Origin of the sequence: Microcoleus sp. B9-D4 (genome assembly GCF_036705105.1) — a bacterium.
Lineage (GTDB): Bacteria > Cyanobacteriota > Cyanobacteriia > Cyanobacteriales > Microcoleaceae > Microcoleus.
Genome location: NZ_JAUBTS010000069.1, coordinates 1 through 17,155 on the forward strand (window position 1 = coordinate 1; position 17,155 = coordinate 17,155).

Below are 17,155 nucleotides of genomic sequence, written 5' to 3' on the forward strand. Positions count from 1 at the left end.
GCCCGCCCTTTCTGGACGGGCGGGACGCCCATCCCACAAGAACCATCAAAATTCTAAGTTATTTAATTCTCATTCCTATGTGTTAATCTGCCCTCATCTGCGGTTAAAAAAAGAGAATGTATTAACCGCAGATGAAAATGGATGGACGCGGATTCACGCAGATGAATAATTCCGATCCTAACAGATTTGATATCATCACCTAAAATCTAATTTTGATGCACCATTTATTCCCTGGTGCATCAGTTTTGAGATTAGGAGTTTGTAGCAAAAATGTCTTCACAGGGTGAGGCACTATTTACCAATCTGTACCTCAATCAGTCCATAATTGCTATATTACCGAGATTTATCAGGATTTCTGTCACGGCGGAACTATCCAAAGGTTTAGAAAACCAATATCCCTGAGCTAATTCGCAGTCTAATTCTCGAAGCTGTGCTAACTGTTCGGCTGTCTCTACACCTTCGGCGATCGCATTTAATCCCAAATTGTGAGCCAAAGTTACGATCGCCCGCACAATCTGCACAGGCTGACCCCCGTCGTCACCGTTTTCGACAGCCCCCAAGCGGCTCACAAAAGATCGATCGATCTTCAGTGTATCCAGCGGAAAACGGTGCAAGTAACTCAAAGACGAATAGCCAGTACCGAAATCGTCGATCGACAATCGAATATTCCTACCTTTTAATTGGGCTAGCACAATATTGGCTTTTTTCACATTTTCCACGATCGCACTTTCAGTAATCTCCAATTTTAAACAGCTCGGATCGCAGCCAGTTTCTGCTAAAATTTCATCGATTTCCTCGATTAAATTCGGCATACCTAACTGTTTAGGAGAGAGATTGACGCTCATTGTTAATTGCGAAGGAGCAATAATTGGTAATTTAAAATTTGGAAGTGGTACCTGGGAAGTTGTACTTAACGTAGCCGGAGTAGGGGTAATTGGGAATGGGGAATTGGTAATAGAGGAGTGGAAATCGCTAATCGGGAATTGGTAACTGGGAATTGGTAATTTTTTACCGATTCTTTCCTCCCTGTGACCAATACTGGGGCTACGCTCAGTAAAAGTTCCGTGTTCCTCATTCCCTGTACCTGTTACATCAGTTAAATCCCCTACATTGCCCGTTGCCCTCTTCCTTCTTGTTACCCTGAGCGAAGTCGAAGCGCCTTCTTCCTTCTTGTTACCCTGAGCGACTTGCCCTAAGTGCAGCCGAAGGGAGTCGAAGGGCCTGGTTCCGACTTCCATTGGACTTCTTCCCTCTTCCTCGGTTAACATTTCTTGCCAAATCCGCAATTGCTGACAAGCTTCCCGCAACACCCAGGCTCCCAGAGGCACGATCAAACCTGTTTCTTCAGCTACAGGGATAAAAGTAGACGGCGGAACTAGACCCCGAACTGGGTGGTGCCAGCGCACCAAGGCTTCAAAACCTTCGAGCGCACCGCTGGCGATCGAAACAATCGGTTGATAGTGCACAGTAAAGTGCGAACATTGATCCTTGCTCTCTCCTAATTCCTCCTTGCCCAAAATAGCCAAGCGCAGGTCAGTTTCTAACTGCAACAGCGACATAGTTTGGTCGTGCATCGCCAAATTAAACACTTCGTGGCGAGCCTTACCCAAAGCTTTAGCGCGGTACATAGCGATGTCAGCATCGCGTAGGAATTCTTCCGGGTGAGTGTACGAATTTAATTCGCCACTGGCGGTGGCTTCGCCTCGACTGAAAACAATGCCAATGCTAGCAGTGGTAAATACTTCGTGCCCTTCGAGATGAAACGGCTTCGTCAGTTCTGTTTGTATCTTTTTAGCTGCGAGGGTGGCGTCGCTGAGGCTCTGAATGTGGTCTAGCAGGATGGTGAATTCGTCTCCCCCCAGTCGGGCGACGGTATCAGAAACCCGGACGCAGGTTTGCAGTCGCTGGGCGAGGGCAATTAGCAGTTTGTCTCCTAAAACGTGTCCTAAAGAATCATTAACTACTTTGAAGCGGTCTAAATCTAGGAAAAGTAAACCAAATTTGTAATCGGGGGACTGATTGGAGCGGCGGATGGCTTGTCCTAGCCTGTCGATGAACAAAACCCGGTTGGGCAAACCCGTCAGCGCATCGTGAAAAGCGCCGTGCAGCAGTTGCCGTTCTACTCGCTTGCGCTCGGTGACATCTCGGATAATAATCTGGCCGGCCGTCGAGCCTTGATAAATAGCGGGGATGCCGGCCATTTCAACGTCTATTATTTGTCCGTCGAGCCGCATTAGTTTTTGTTCGGCAAGGTCGAGTGGCTGATTTTCTGTCTCGACTAGCCGAATGCGCTCTGTGGCTATTTCCACATAGTTTGGATGGACGAAATGCAATATGGGAAAGCCAATCAGCGCTTCGGGAGAACTCGCACCGAGGAGTTTCGCGCCGGCAGCATTGATGTAGGCGATTTTCCCTTGACTGTGAACGGCGATCGCTTCGGGAGATAGTTCTACTAAACGGCGATAGCGTTCTTCACTTTCTTTGAGAGATACTATCAATTCGCATCGCTCTTTTTCAGCTTGCTGGCGTTCGACTTCCATTTGGTGAACCGCCAGAATTTTCCCAATACTTTGAGCCATCAATTCGATAATTTCTATTTCCTCGTACTTGAACTTTCTTTTCTTTATTTCTGGCGAACTAAAGCTTAACGTACCGTAAGTTTTATTGTTGACAAATATCGGCGTTCCGATGTAAGATTCCGACTGGCAGTTCTGATAAGCAGGATGTTCGCGCATCTCCATATCTGCTCCGATATGAGAATACGCAACTGTTTTGTTAAGTTTAATGACTGCCGCGCAGTAAGTATCGCTGAGGTTCAATTCTAAGCCTCGCACGAAGTATTCTAAATCGCTTTTCGCTGCTCGGACAATAAAAGTTTCCCTGTCAACTTCAGCCATGATGCCCATAGAAAGTCCAAACATCAAACAGCCGGCTGTTAGATAATCGTCAACCAGTTCTTCAAAGTTTTGATAATGATAAGTTGTAATCCGGTGCAAGTGTTTGAGATTAGCGCTAAAAGCTGCTAAAGCTTGAGAATTTAAAAATAATTCTTCTTCCGAGCGCTGGCGGTCGGTAATGTCTGTTTGCACTCCAATAAAGTGGGTTAAGTGTCGCCGCGAGTTGTAAACCGGAGCGATCGACAGTTCGTGCCAAAAAGGCGTGCCGTCTTTCCGAAAGTTGCGTAATATAACTTGAGCTTCTCTGCCTTCTTCAATCGCAATTCGCAATTCTTTGGCAGCGGGGCTGTCAGTGTCTGTACCCTGTAAAAATCGGCAATTTTTGCCTATTAACTCGTCTCTGCGATAACCCGTAATCCGCTCAAAACTGGGATTGACATAAATAATCGGATTATCTGCAACGGTTGCGTCGGTGATTGCAATGCCGTTGCTGCAACTTTCGATCGCCCGTTCCATCATTTGTAAGCGCTCTTGCGATCGAATCCGCTCGATCGCCGCAGCTAACACGTTGGCGATCGCTTCTACAAAATAAACGTCATCTTGACTGAAAACCCGCCCTTGGCTGGTATGAACCCCCAAAATGCCCCAGGCCTGCGAGGAGGAACTGTTCGCTGGTTCTGCTTGTCCCCAGTTGCTCCCCAGTCCTCGATTGCCGGGAATAATTACAGTGACGCCGCTGACAGCCCGGTGGTTATGCAGTAGCGGCAACTCGCTAAAGCGCGTTTCCACCCGCAAATCTTCGACGATTGTCGGTTCGCCCACTAGCAATGTGTAACCTGCTTGCGATCGAGCAGAAGCGGCAACAGTAGCGCTGCCGACGAGGCCCGGCTGCCAGCCAACCCCCGCTCGCAGCATAAAAGCATGACCAGAGGGCAAAAGTTCTAACACCTGGCAATAATCAACGTCCAGGGTTTGAGCAATTAAAACCGCAGCTTTGTCCATCAGTGCAGACAAATCTGTTTCGGCCAGGGCCTGCTGCCCCAAGTAAGCGACGGCCGCTTGCTGGCGGGCCCGCGAGTGGATTGACGTGAGCAATTCCTGCTCCTTGGCAGCCACTCGCTTCCGATCCGTAATGTCGGTGAACACTGACAGAACAGCTTTCCCCGACACCAATGTCAGATACCTCATCGATACACTTGCCCAAAACAGCGTGCCGTCAGCTTTTTTAAGCCGGACTTCTGTCTCGCGGACGTGTCCGTTGCGGGCGAGCCGCAACAGCAATTCCTGGCGCTCTGCAGGCTTGTGGTAGAGCATTTCGGCTTTTTGGCGGTCGATCGACTTAAATCCTGTGAACCCGAAAGCCTGACGACATAAATCGTTACTATAAATAATTGTGCCGTCCGCCAGACTGCTCACGATCAGGGGTATTGGCATCGAGTTGGCGATCGTCAGCAGTAATTCTTTGGTTCCTTGCAGCTCTTTGTACAAGTCTGGCTTGGAGGCCCAGCCGTGACAGTCTTCAGAGTTTTCAGGGATAAAACTTTCCATTGTTTAATCGATCCATTAGCAGGACAACTTTTTTAAACTTGTGGTAAATGACGATTTCAGATGCAGAGCATTGGTAACAACTGAAGACTTAATTTCATTTGTCAATCAGTAATATTACTCAAAAAAACTGCTTTTCTAGGAGTAGAAAATTCGCGATTTGGGAGTGGGTGGGCATAAATATGGCGCTCGGCATGATTCCTCGATCGCGCCAATCTGAGTTTTGTAGCCAAAATTCGAGTATATTCTGAGCATAATTGCTCATTGACAAATGCTTCCCTAGCTTTAGTTGTCAGGGATAGATGCTCTTGACGATCGACAGTAGCCCACAACACATTAATCTTAACCACAACAATGCAACTGAAGGCCTCTAAACTGCTCGGCTGGGGTTGGATATCCTGCACTCCCGGTGGAGAACACATCTGTCTTTGGTATGACAATCTACTGTTTTTAAAGTTGCGTTAAGTTTTGATGTATGGCGAGGTACTTTACCCAATGTGCAGCGGAAGCTCCTAATCTAAAAAGTAAAGTCACCTACACACAACCACCGAATACTATCCGAGGAGAGAGGAGAAATGCTTGAATCTTACCGCCGTACCGCTGCCGAACGGGCAGCTTTGGGAATTCCACCCCTGCCGCTAGACGCCCAGCAAACGTCGGAACTGTGTGAACTGCTGAAAAATCCGCCGGCAGGAGAAGAAGAAACCTTAATAGAATTATTGCGCGATCGCGTCCCCCCAGGCGTAGACAGCGCCGCCTACGTCAAAGCTGGTTTTTTAACTGGCATTGCTAAAGGCGAAATCCACAGCCCTCTAATTGCTCCCAAATGGGCAGTTTACCTGCTGGGGACAATGATGGGCGGTTACAACGTCCAATCTTTAATCGATTTGCTCAACCCCACTGCCGAAATCGCCATTCCCGCCACCGCCGCCCGAGCACTGAGCAAAACGTTGTTAGTATTCGACGCTTTCCACGACGTTATAGCTTTGTCTGATACAAATCCCTACGCCAAGCAGGTAGTCGATTCTTGGGCGGATGCCGAATGGTTTACAGGCCGTCCTGTATTGCCAGAAGCGATTACCGTTACAGTCTTCAAAGTTCCTGGAGAAACCAATACTGACGACTTGTCACCTGCACCTCATGCTACCACGCGGCCGGACATTCCCCTACACGCTTTGGCGATGCTCGAAAGTAAGATGCCAGGAGCTTTGCAAACCATTGCAGACTTGAAGCAAAAAGGTAATCCCGTAGCCTATGTTGGTGATGTTGTCGGTACCGGTTCGTCGCGGAAATCGGCGATTAATTCCGTGCTCTGGCACATTGGCAATGATATTCCGTTTGTGCCGAACAAGCGCAGTGGCGGTTATATTTTAGGAGGTGCGATCGCCCCGATATTCTTCAATACCGCTGAAGATTCCGGCGCATTGCCGATCGAATGTGATGTCTCCCAAATGGAAACAGGAATGGTAATTACCATCCATCCCTACAAAGGCGAAATCACCAACGAAGCCGGAGAAATTATCTCCACATTCACCCTCAAACCTGACACAATTCTAGACGAAGTTCGCGCAGGTGGCCGAATTCCGCTATTAATTGGACGCACTTTAACCGACAAAACTCGCGCTGCTTTAGGACTAGAACCCAGCACTATTTTTACCCGCCCTACAATCCCAGTAGATACGGGAAAAGGCTTTACTTTAGCACAAAAAATGGTAGGCAAAGCCTGCGGTTTGTCCGGCGTTCGCCCCGGTACATCTTGCGAACCAGTCATGACAACAGTCGGCTCGCAAGATACCACCGGGCCAATGACTCGCGACGAATTGAAAGAACTTGCTTGTTTGGGATTTAGCGCCGATTTGGTAATTCAAAGTTTCTGCCACACCGCCGCTTATCCAAAACCAGTTGATGTCAAAACTCACCATGAATTGCCCGATTTCATGGCAGAGCGCGCCGGCATAGCTTTGCGCCCCGGAGACGGCATTATTCACTCTTGGCTGAACCGGATGTTATTGCCAGATACAGTGGGAACGGGCGGCGATTCTCACACTCGTTTTCCTTTGGGAATTTCCTTTCCTGCGGGTTCGGGATTGGTGGCATTTGCTGCGGCATTGGGCGTCATGCCTTTGGATATGCCGGAATCAGTTTTAGTGCGGTTTAAAGGTGAATTGCAGCCGGGAGTAACGCTGCGGGATGTTGTGAATGCCATTCCCTATGTAGCAATTCAAAAAGGTTTGCTAACCGTCGCGAAACAGAACAAGAAAAACATCTTTTCTGGGCGGATTATGGAGATTGAAGGTTTGCCCGATTTGAAGGTTGAGCAGGCTTTTGAATTGACCGATGCGACTGCAGAGCGTTCTTGCGCTGGATGCACGATTAAATTGAGCGTGGAGACTGTTTCCGAGTACATTCGTTCCAATGTCGCACTGCTGAAAAACATGGTAGCGCGGGGCTATCAAGATGCGCGGACGATGATGCGCCGGGTGGCGAAGATGGAGGAATGGCTGGCAAATCCGGTGCTGCTGGAGGCTGATGCTGATGCGGAATACGTTGAAATCATCGAAATCGATCTGAACGAGATTAAAGAGCCAATTGTGGCTGCTCCCAATGACCCGGATAATGTTAAGTTGTTGAGTGAGGTTGCGGGCGATCGGGTTGACGAAGTATTTGTCGGTTCCTGCATGACAAATATCGGTCACTACCGCGCCACAGCGAAGGTGTTGGAAGGTGCAGGGGAAGTGAAAACCCGCCTGTGGATTTGTCCGCCAACTCGGATGGACGAACAGCAACTCAAAGAAGAAGGTTATTACAGCATTTTTGGAGCCGCTGGAGCGCGTACAGAAATGCCTGGTTGCAGTCTTTGTATGGGGAATCAAGCGCGGGTTAAAGATGCGACAACGGTGTTTTCAACTTCTACTCGCAACTTTAACAACCGCATGGGCAAAGATGCTCAAGTTTATCTCGGTTCGGCGGAATTGGCGGCCGTTTGTTCGCTGTTAGGTCGCATTCCTACAGTCCAAGAATACAATGACATTGTGTCGAAGAGAATCGATCCTTTTGCTGGTGATTTGTATCGGTATTTGAATTTCGATCAAATTGCTGGTTTTGAGGATGAAGGACGAGTGATTGCTTTGGAAGATATGCCTCGCATTGAGGATATTTTGGGGATTCCCGATGGTGTATTGAGCAAGTAAAAAGCGGGGCGGGCGATCGCCCGCCCTGTGTTTATAATATGAGTAAATGAGAGAAAGGAAAAAAGTAATTATGTCGGAACAAGTTTTAAGCAGCGAAAGCCAAGGAACCGTAAAATCCGCCCCCGAAACTCCTACGGTTGCAGACAAAGAAACCGATCGCCCCTTAAGCCAGCCGATCGCGGAATTTCTCCGCGTAATTCAGCAAACTCCCAGAGAATATTGGCCGAATTTACTTCAGATGATGCGCTTATTTATGGAAACGGTGACAGTAAAGCCCGTATGGTCCGAGCCTCCCCAGACATCTGAGAAAATAGACATTACTAAACTGTCGCTGGAGGAACGGATACAAAGAAATAAAGGTGCAATTGAATTAATCAATTCATGGATTGAGGAGGGAGATGAACAAGAACAAACAGAAACCGCTGAATATCTCCGTAAAGCTTTAGATGAAGACCGCCTTTCTAATCGGCTATTATTCCCATGAGTAGAGTAATAATTCTCGACTCTGGCCCATTAGGAATGGTAACAAACCCTAAAGCATCCTCTGCTGAAATTCAAGAGTGCAAAGTTTGGCTAAACTCTTTAATGCGGAGGGGCGAAATAATAATTCTGCCTGAAATTGCTGACTACGAAGTGCGACGGGAGTTGATCCGCGCAGGTAAATTAGCAGGTATTCAACGCCTTGATGAATTGAAATTACAACTTACATACCGTCCTTTGACTACAGAGGTAATGCTTCTAGCGGCTCAGTTGTGGGCTGACGCGAGAATGAGAGGAAGACCAACCGCAGAAGCCAATGCACTTGACGGGGATGTGATTTTGGCTGCTCAAGCAATATTGGATGCAAGTGAAGGCAATGAGGTGGTAATTGCTACAACAAATGTGGGGCATTTGTCGCAATTTGTTGATGCTCGCGAGTGGCGGCTAATTGAGTAATGTTTAAATCGATCGCACTTAGCCAATCCCTGCTATACTTTGAACTACAGATATTTTTACAGACACCGTTGGCGAGATAAACAGGATGGTGGAAACAGTGGAGACAAGCGAAAAAATTGACGATCGCACACAAACCCGCTACTGGGGTCAAGTTACAGTCATAGACGCGGGCGATCGTTATAAGATCAATCGCATTGAAGTCAAGCCGGGGCATCACATCAGCACCCAAATGCACTATCACCGCAGCGAGCACTGGGTTGTCGTCTCCGGTACCGCTAAAGTTATCTGCGACGACAAAGAGACGATTCTCATGCAGAAACAGTCAACCTACGTTCCCATGAATACTGCTCACCGCGTAGAAAATCCAGGCGTTATTCCCTTGGTGATGATTGAAATCCAAAATGGTGAATACCTCGGCGATGATGACATTATCCGCTTCGCCCAAGATGCTCACGAGCAAGATTGATCCTAGAGCCCCAAATATGAAGCAATCGCAGACACCGGGGAAAAGCTTCGCACACCCAACAATGACCTACGCTACGCAGCGACCGGAAATAAGATAAATCCTACAATTAAAACTGTAGGGGCAATTTCAGAATTGCCCCTACCTTATTATATTAAGTTTGTTAAGCACCAGAATTTGATATAGCAATTGGCGATCGTCCTAGGGCAAAGAAGCGTTTTTCAAATCTACATTTGCCATATTGGCATTCTTTAAATTAGCACCTGTCAAGTCCGAACCGTTCAAATTTGCACCGTTCAAATTTGCATTGGTCAAATTTGCATCCCGCAAGTTGACTCCCTGTACGTCTATTCCCGACAAACTGCCACCTCTGAGGCTGACATTAGATAAATTCGCTAAAGACTGGCGAGCATTTCTCAGGTTTGCACCCGCCAAATTGGCGCTTTCTAAATTAGCGCCGATTAAATTAGCGCTGGTGAGGTTGGTATTTTTCAAACTCGCAATCACTAAACCCGCCAAACTCAGATTAGCGCGACTCAAATCAGCACCCTCCAAATTAGCCCCGTGCATTTTAGCCGCAATTAAACTCGCACCTTGCAATTTAGCTTGTTTCAGATTTGCTTCGTTCAGTTTGGCTTCGTCCAAATTTGCACCGTTCAAATTTGCACCTCTGAGATTCGCACCGCTCAAATCTGCCCCGCTCAGATTCATACCAGCAAGCTGCGCTCCTGTCAAGTCACATTGGCTACATTTTTTAGTTTCTAATAATTGCTTGACGTGTGATACGTTTTCTGCCTTTACTCCCGATGCACAACCCATCGCAATCAGCAGCCCTGTTGTTGTTAAAATTCCAAGTTTCATATACCCACCCTCAGCAATATCTCTCTCTTAATAATATCCCACATTATTAAAGAGGGTCGGGTGATCAGTCTCTTTGATAAACTGTGACAATCATCACCCTGTTGTGCACAAAATATGCAATAATTATTGACGTTTCAACTCCCAAAAATTATTGTAACGAATTATTGCTTTTTCAGGAACCAAAAAGGAAAAGATTGCGTCGGTTCGAGACGGACGCCGGTAATGCTGTTCTGAGCAAACGTATAGTCCTTATCCTGCCAAAGAGGGATGAAAGGTACATCTTTACCCAGTATGTCTTGAATTTCGGCAAATATGGCTTTGCGGGTTTCAGGGTTTGTTTCTTTGCGCTGCTTGTCGATCAGTTGATTTACCCGATCGCTATAATAAAACGAACCCTGACTTTGACTTGCACCCTTGGAGCAGCCCCCAGCCTCCGAACCTGTGGCACAATCTAAAAACGGCTGAATGTAATTGTCAGCGTCAAAAAAGTCAGCCGACCAATCCACTAAAACCGCTGGATAAATGCCCTTCTCTATGTTTTGAAACAAAGTCGGAGATTCAACGCTGTTAATTTCTACCTGCATTATCCCGTCCATTTTGAGTTTAGTTTGCGCCTCGATCGTACTCGCGACTAAAGCTCTTTTTCTTGAAGCCGAAGCATACCAAATTGGCAGAACAAAAGGATTTGTGGCAGAGTATCCCGCTTTCGTTAAAAGTTCCTTTGCTTTTGCAGTGTTGGCGTCGCCGTACAGTTCTTTGAAAACCGGTTTTTGAACGTCCAAGGTTGTGGGAATCAGACTGTAAAGCGGTTGCGCTTGTCCCTGCAGTACGCGCTCGTTAATCAAGGGGCGATCCATCACTGATGCGATCGCTTGTCTCACTTCTAACTTGTCCAGCGGTTTAGACTGCATATTCAGCGTCATGTAATTAACCGTACTGCTTTCCCCCGCGATTTCCTGCCATTTCCCTTTTTTTGCTCCCTCGTCCAAGCTGCGAACTTGGTCTGCATCCAGAGACAAATAAGCCACATCAACTGCACCAGTCTGAAAAGTATTGAACAAATTTGACGAACTAGAAAGCAGCAAAATGTCAATTCCTTGATTAACCGGCTTTTCCCCCCAATACTTGTCAAACACGTCAAACTTGAGAGAATCGCTGCCGTACTTCGCCAACTTGTAACGTCCAGTTCCCACAAAGGTATCGGGTTTAAATTTACCCGGCCCAATCTCGTAAGCTTTCGGAGAAACCGCACACATACCGGAAAATGTCAACAGGGAAGGAAAAGCAGCAAAAGGCTTTTTGAGTTGAAAAGTTAATTCGTATTCGCCCGTCGCTTTCACCGATTCTACTGCATCGCTCAACAACAAAGCCGGACTGCCGCCATTTTGGATAAACCGTTGCAAGGAAAATTCCATTGCGGCGGCGTTAAACGGTGTGTCGTCGTGAAAAACAACGCCTTGACGCAAGGGGATTGTATATGTCAATCCGTCTTGGCTAACTTTTGGCATTGCTGTCGCTAAGTGGGGGATTAACTTTGTAGTTCCAGACTCGTAGGCGTAGAGAGTGTCGCCCAAATTGCGTAGCAATTGTCCAGATAAGGTTTCGTAACCGTCCGCAGGGTCGATCGTCCGCAATTTCAAGGTTGTGCCAATAGTAACGCGGTTATTAGCATTTTCGCCGCTCGCAGTGACCGATGGACGTGTTCTTTGTCCACAACTTGCAGTTAACAAGCAGCACAGACAGAACAGAGCTATCGCTTTAATCACTGAAGGTTTTATATGTATTCTAGGCTGCTGCTTGTTAATTCTCATCGTCTTTTTTTGACACTCCAAATTATTGATTATATTATCAGGACTTACGCACTATTAGACTAGAAACCGGATTTATTGATAGATTCTCCTGTAAGATCACGTCCGAGCGATTGACCATAATATCCCGGCCGGGCGGGTTTTTGAGATTGTCAATTATTCGCAGATATTGTTGTTGAACCCGCCCCTACCTGATTTCGGTCGAAGCGAAGCGGAGGGAATCGACCGGACAGAAGATAATACAAATATCGCTGCCTAACCTGAGCAACTTAAAAGCTGGGTGAGGTTCGCTCGGTTTGAACTCCTTCGGATCAATCTTTATAGCTTGCGGGGTCATGAGTGTTCTTGCTAAGAAGTGCGGCGATCGTCTTAATTAATTTATCCGGTTCGATCGGCTTTGCCAGATGTCGGTGAAATCCAGCTTGCAAAGCTTGCTGTTGATTAACCTCGCCCGCATAGGCAGTCAGGGCGATCGCGGGAATCTGCCCACCCCCGTCTGGCGGCAGAGCTCGCACTTGCCGCAACAGCATATAGCCATCCATCCCCGGCATTCCAATGTCGCTCAACAGGACATCTGGCTGGAAAGTCGCCAACGCCGCGAGGGCTTCTTGAGCGCCAGCAACAGTTACTACCTCTGCACCTGCATCTTCTAGCAAAAACGAAATCAACTCTCGCATATCCGGCTCATCATCTACCACAAGTATCCGCATCCCGGATAACGGTTCCTCCGCAGTTGATCGTTCCGAAAGTCCTGCAAGAGAGTTTTCTTGTCTTACCTTCCCTGATAGAGGCAGTCTTACGGTAAAGGTTGCCCCTAACCCTTCACCCTGGCTCTGGGCCCCAACCGTGCCACCGTGCAGTTCCACTAGATGCCGCACGATCGCCAGCCCCAATCCCAAACCACCAAACTTGCGGGTTGTGGCGCCATCTTTTTGCCGGAAGTAGTCAAACACGTAGGGTAAAAACTCCGGTGCGATGCCAATCCCTGTATCCGCCACCGTAATTTGAGCCTGATTGCCAACACGAGTCAAATTCACCTCAACGCGCCCCCCGGCTGAAGTAAATTTGACCGCATTGGAAACAAGATTCCAGACAATCTGCTGCAAACGGCCCGAATCCCCCAAAATTTGTCCGATCTGAGGATCTAACACAGTCCGAATATCAATGGATTTGGCAACAGCAGCCAAATTGACAGTTTCGATCGCCGATTCCACAGTTAAAGCTAAATCGACTGGACGAATATTAAGACTGAGCTTGCCTTGGAGAATTTTCGAGACATCAAGCAAATCTTCAATCAATTCAGTTTGCAGCTTGGCATTGCGTTCGATCGTCGCTAACGCCTGTGCAGTTTTGGCCGCATCCAGCTTGCCAGTTTGCAGCAGCTTTGTCCACCCCAGGATCGGATTGAGGGGCGATCGCAATTCATGGGATAGAACCGCTAAAAACTCATCCTTGATCCGATTTGCCTGTTTTAGCTGTTCCGCTTGCTGCTGCAGTGAATCGTTCAGGTTTGCCCGTTCCAGGGCGATCGCGATTTGGTCACAGATAGATCCCAGCAGCTCGATTTCAGCAGGCGTGAAGTGCGTCCGAGTCAGACTGGCAAATGAGAGCGTCCCTAATAACCGCCCTTGAGCAATTAACGGTTGACCCACGTAAGCCGTCATGCCCAGTTCAGAGACGGCTTTAGCATTCGGATGAGTGGAGAGTTCGGCTTGATTCAAGACAAGTTGCTGCTGCGTTTGGGCAACCAGTCCACAGAGATATTGCCCTAAATCGATCCATGCGATCGCCTGCGCCCTTTCTTCAGAGATGCCATCATAGTTTCTCAAATGCAGCATCCGGCGGTTGTCTTTTTCTTCCACCATGAAGTTGTAGTAAGAGTGCAGATCGAGTTGCACTGCAAGTTTGCGGAATAGCGTGTCCATCAAAGCCAGAGGCTGTTCTGTCTTCATGAGATCGCGGGTAGTTTCATACAGCAATTGCAGTCGCTCACTTGCTTGCCGTTGTGCAGTCTTGTCCTGCATGATTTTGACAAATCCCTGCGGACAATCCGCTTCGTTAAGCAGGGGCATCATCAATCCACTGGCCCAAAAGCGATTCCCATCTTTGGGGACGTGCCAGCGTTCGTCTTCGGCCCGTCCTTGCAGTAGAGCCGTTTGCCTCTCGTACTCGGCTTGTCCTTGTTCGTTATCTTCGGGTGTGAAGATCATCCGAATCGGACAACCAATTGCTTCTTTCTCGGTATAGCCCAACAGCCGTTCTGCCCCTGAGTTCCAACTGGCAATGATGCCGTTAAGGTCGAGGGTGAAGATGGCATAATCTTTGGCACTTTCAATGATCAGACGGAGGCGGGATTCACTCTCGCGCAGGGCTTCCTCAGCTTGTTTGTGGTCTTCAATATCAACACAGGAGCCGATGTAGCCCAAGAACTCACCTTCCAATCCGTAGCGAGGAACAGCTTCATCCATAATCCAACGGTATATGCCATCACAGCGTTTTAAGCGATAGTCCATCTTGAACGGTTGACGGGCATCAAAGGCAGTCACATAGGTGTCTAAACAGCGCTCCAAGTCGTCGGGGTGGACTCCTTCTGTCCAACCATTGCCCCTTTCTTGCTCGATCGTCCGTCCCGTAAAGTTTAGCCACGGGAGGTTGAAGTAATAACAGAGTTTATCGGTGCGGGCCATCCAAATCAGCACAGGGGCGGCATCTGCCATCAGCCGGAACCGTGCCTCACTCTCCCGTAGTGTGGCTTCGGCTTGTTTGCGATCGGTAATATCGTTGACCAGTGCTACAAACCCTTCAACTTTTCCCTGGCTATTGAAGCGGGGAACATAGGTCGCATTGACATAACGGGTTCGACCATCTTTGTAGGGAATTTGGGTTTCAAAGGTCACTTCCTGTCCTGCCAAGACTTGCTCAACATAAGGACGAATCCCTTCATAGCCAGTTTCGCCTAAAACCTCTTGGAGGTGCTTGCCATAGATTTCCGCTGCCGGATGTCCAAACCATTCTTCATATGCTCGATTGTTGAAGCGATAGCGCTGGTCTGAGTCTACAAAGGAAATCAAGGCAGGCACGGCATTGGTGACTAAACGAAGTTCTGCTTCTCGTTGTTGCAATACATCCTCGGCCAGTTTTCGATCGGTGACATTTCGGAAATAAATGGTAATCCCGTTCGCGGCAGGGTAGGTGCGAACGTCATACCACCGATCGTGATCGGGATAAAACGCCGTGACTGACAAAGCCCCGCGCTCGTTTGACACGCGCCGATAAATCCGCTCAAACTCGCTGCCATCAAGTCCTGGGAATTCTTCCCACAAATTCTTCCCAATCAGAGCGCCCGGAGTGCGGTCTAGCAGAATTTCCGCTGACCGATTCACGTAAGTGAAACGCCAATTCTCATCAAGGGAAAAGAATCCATCATCAATACTTTCTAGAATGTTGCGACTCTGCTCTTCGCTTTGACGCAAGGCTTCTTCGGCTTGTTTGCGATCGCTGATGTCGATTAATACGCCCCGCGTCGAAATTATGACGCCCTCAGCGTTATAGGCGCAATCGCTATGAGCCAAAATCCAACGAACGGTGCCATCTGCCCACAGCGTCCGATACTCAATTTCAGTATGCGGTTGATTCGCTTTTAGCTCAGTGATCACGCTGTGAACGAATGGGCGATCGTCCTGATGCACGGCTTCTAAAAACACCTGCATCGACATTGCGGTATTGACGGGTAAACCAAACATCGCTTTGGCTATGTCCGTCAAACTCAGCGTGTCAGTTTCCCTATCCCAATACCACAAACCCAAATTGCCGCCTTCGGAAGCCAGTCGGAACTGTTCTTCGCTCTCACGCAACGCCTGGAACGATCGATCGCGCTCGAAGACAATGCTGGCAACTTGGGTGCCGAACTCCGCGAGTTTATATTCCCAAGCATTCGGCATCCGCGCCTCGCTAAAGCACAGCATCAGCGACCCCATAGGTAGATTGTCGTGTCTGAACAGGGGCTGAGAATGACAGGCTAGAATGCCATGAGCCACGCATAAATTTCGCCATGCTTGCGACCAGCGATCGTCGTTGGCAATGTCGGCGCAGGTCACGGGCTGACCGCTATACACTGCTTCGCCGCAGGTTCCAATGCACAAATCGTTAATCGGAGCATCTTGGAGTCCTTCACCAAAAGACGCTGGAAAGTCTGGAGTAATGGATCTCTTAAACGTCAGCCGCTGAGCATCGGCTAGCAGGAAGCAGGCGCGGGTACCCGGATTCAGCCTGGATACTGAGTCACACACGGCTACCAGACAGTCGTCTAGTGGCTGCCCGAATGCGATCGACTCCAGCAGTCGTTTCTGCTCGATTAGGAGGAGTTCCGCCTGTTTGCGATCGGTAATGTCAGCAAGCAAAACGGTCAGTCCACTGGGCGAAGGGTAAATTCGATGGTCATGCCAACCCTTCCAAGGTGAGTAGAGATAATCAAACTGGAGCGGCGTTTGTTCGCGCATTGCCCGATGAAACTGCACATAAGCATCGGTGTCAACGGCAGCCGGAAATAGCTCCCAAACGTTCTCACCCAGAATCGCTGACCGCGCCATTCCAACCATTTCACAGTAGCGATCGTTGGCATAGGTGTAGCGCCAATCGCGATCGAGGATGTAAAACCCATCGTTGATGCTAGAAAGTACCGTTTCTAGCTGTTCTTTTGCCTCCGTCGCCGCAGTTTGTGCGACTTCGCCCTGCGCCTTTTGTTCTAGTTCCATTGCCTCCTGTAAAGTTTGCAAGGCTGCTTTCGCGTTTTTTAGAGCAGTGCGCCATGATAGATTGAATGAAGCGATCAATCCTGCCGCGATCGAAAACATACCCAGCCGAACAATTGTCTCTACATTAACTATGTGTAAGGAATAGAACGGCTCAATAAAAAAATAGTTGATGGCTAGCGTGGATAAAATTGTTGCCAGCAACCCAGCCCCGAAACTGCCATACCAGGAACTCACTATCACCGCGATGAAAAACAGGGGCGTCGTGGTTGGGTAGATCCATGGTAAAAGCAATCGGGTTAGCGCCAGTGCCAGAGCCACGGAGAGGGTGGCCACACCATAGGGAAGTAGTCGAATATCTCTGAAAATGCTGTTGATTCCCTCTACACTCACCCTTTGTACTCCTTATCCGAAAATATCTTGCTCGCAGCGCCTTACTGCATTCGCGAAGCGTTGCATCTGACGAATTACCTAACTCATCCAGCAATATCTAAATTTGCTTGAGTGGCAAGCGAGAAGTCGTAGCGTGTCCATTTTCCCAACGATTAAGCGGGGTAAGGTCATCCCTAATTCATTCGCCAACTTTTTCAGAGACAGGTTCAGCGCTGGCCGCCGTTCTCGCACCAAATTACCGATCGCTGGTTTTTCTGCCCTAAGCCGTTCTCTTTTGAGAACCCTCAGAAGTAACAAGTATAAAGCTATT

9 protein-coding genes are annotated in these 17,155 nt (G+C 48.3%); 4 read left to right on the forward strand and 5 right to left on the reverse strand.

Annotation, left to right across the window (positions count from 1 at the left end):
- Window positions 1-314 precede the first annotated feature (314 nt).
- Both QUB24_RS28200 and QUB24_RS28205 read right to left on the reverse strand, forming a co-directional pair.
- Window positions 315-4,445 (reverse strand): EAL domain-containing protein, encoded by a 4,131-nt coding sequence (locus QUB24_RS28200; protein WP_333156904.1) that lies wholly within the window; start codon window positions 4,443-4,445, stop codon window positions 315-317.
- A gap of 101 nt (window positions 4,446-4,546) precedes the next feature.
- Entirely contained in the window at window positions 4,547-4,864 is a 318-nt protein-coding gene (locus QUB24_RS28205) for a hypothetical protein (protein ID WP_333156905.1), read from the reverse strand.
- Window positions 4,865-5,017: 153 nt separating this feature from the next.
- On the opposite strand from QUB24_RS28205, the gene acnB reads away from it, so the two are divergent.
- From acnB to QUB24_RS28225, 4 genes are all read left to right on the forward strand, one after another.
- Entirely contained in the window at window positions 5,018-7,633 is a 2,616-nt protein-coding gene (gene acnB / locus QUB24_RS28210; protein WP_333156906.1) for a bifunctional aconitate hydratase 2/2-methylisocitrate dehydratase, read from the forward strand.
- A 46-nt stretch (window positions 7,634-7,679) separates the two neighbouring features.
- Window positions 7,680-8,117, forward strand: coding sequence for a hypothetical protein (locus QUB24_RS28215; protein ID WP_333156908.1), 438 nt, complete (start codon window positions 7,680-7,682; stop codon window positions 8,115-8,117).
- On the forward strand, window positions 8,114-8,569 hold the full coding sequence (locus tag QUB24_RS28220) for a nucleic acid-binding protein (RefSeq protein ID WP_333156909.1): 456 nt from the start codon (window positions 8,114-8,116) through the stop codon (window positions 8,567-8,569). Before QUB24_RS28215 ends, QUB24_RS28220 begins: the two co-directional genes overlap by 4 nt.
- Before the next feature lie 85 nt (window positions 8,570-8,654).
- Window positions 8,655-9,035: a cupin domain-containing protein gene (locus QUB24_RS28225; protein WP_445300442.1), complete on the forward strand. Its 381-nt coding sequence runs from the start codon at window positions 8,655-8,657 to the stop codon at window positions 9,033-9,035.
- 198 nt (window positions 9,036-9,233) lie between these two features.
- Here the strand turns inward: QUB24_RS28225 and QUB24_RS28230 are convergent, their stop codons facing one another.
- The 3 genes from QUB24_RS28230 to QUB24_RS28240 all read right to left on the reverse strand — a co-directional run bounded on the left by QUB24_RS28230 (window position 9,234) and on the right by QUB24_RS28240 (window position 16,845).
- Window positions 9,234-9,893, reverse strand: a complete 660-nt coding sequence (locus QUB24_RS28230; protein WP_333156910.1) for a pentapeptide repeat-containing protein — start codon at window positions 9,891-9,893, stop codon at window positions 9,234-9,236.
- 161 nt (window positions 9,894-10,054) lie between these two features.
- Complete coding sequence (locus QUB24_RS28235) at window positions 10,055-11,704, reverse strand: ABC transporter substrate-binding protein (protein WP_333156911.1); 1,650 nt, start codon at window positions 11,702-11,704, stop codon at window positions 10,055-10,057.
- A gap of 308 nt (window positions 11,705-12,012) precedes the next feature.
- The gene (locus QUB24_RS28240; protein ID WP_333156912.1) at window positions 12,013-16,845 is read right to left on the reverse strand and encodes a PAS domain S-box protein; all 4,833 of its coding nucleotides are present in this window, start codon (window positions 16,843-16,845) and stop codon (window positions 12,013-12,015) included.
- Window positions 16,846-17,155: the final 310 nt, after the last annotated feature.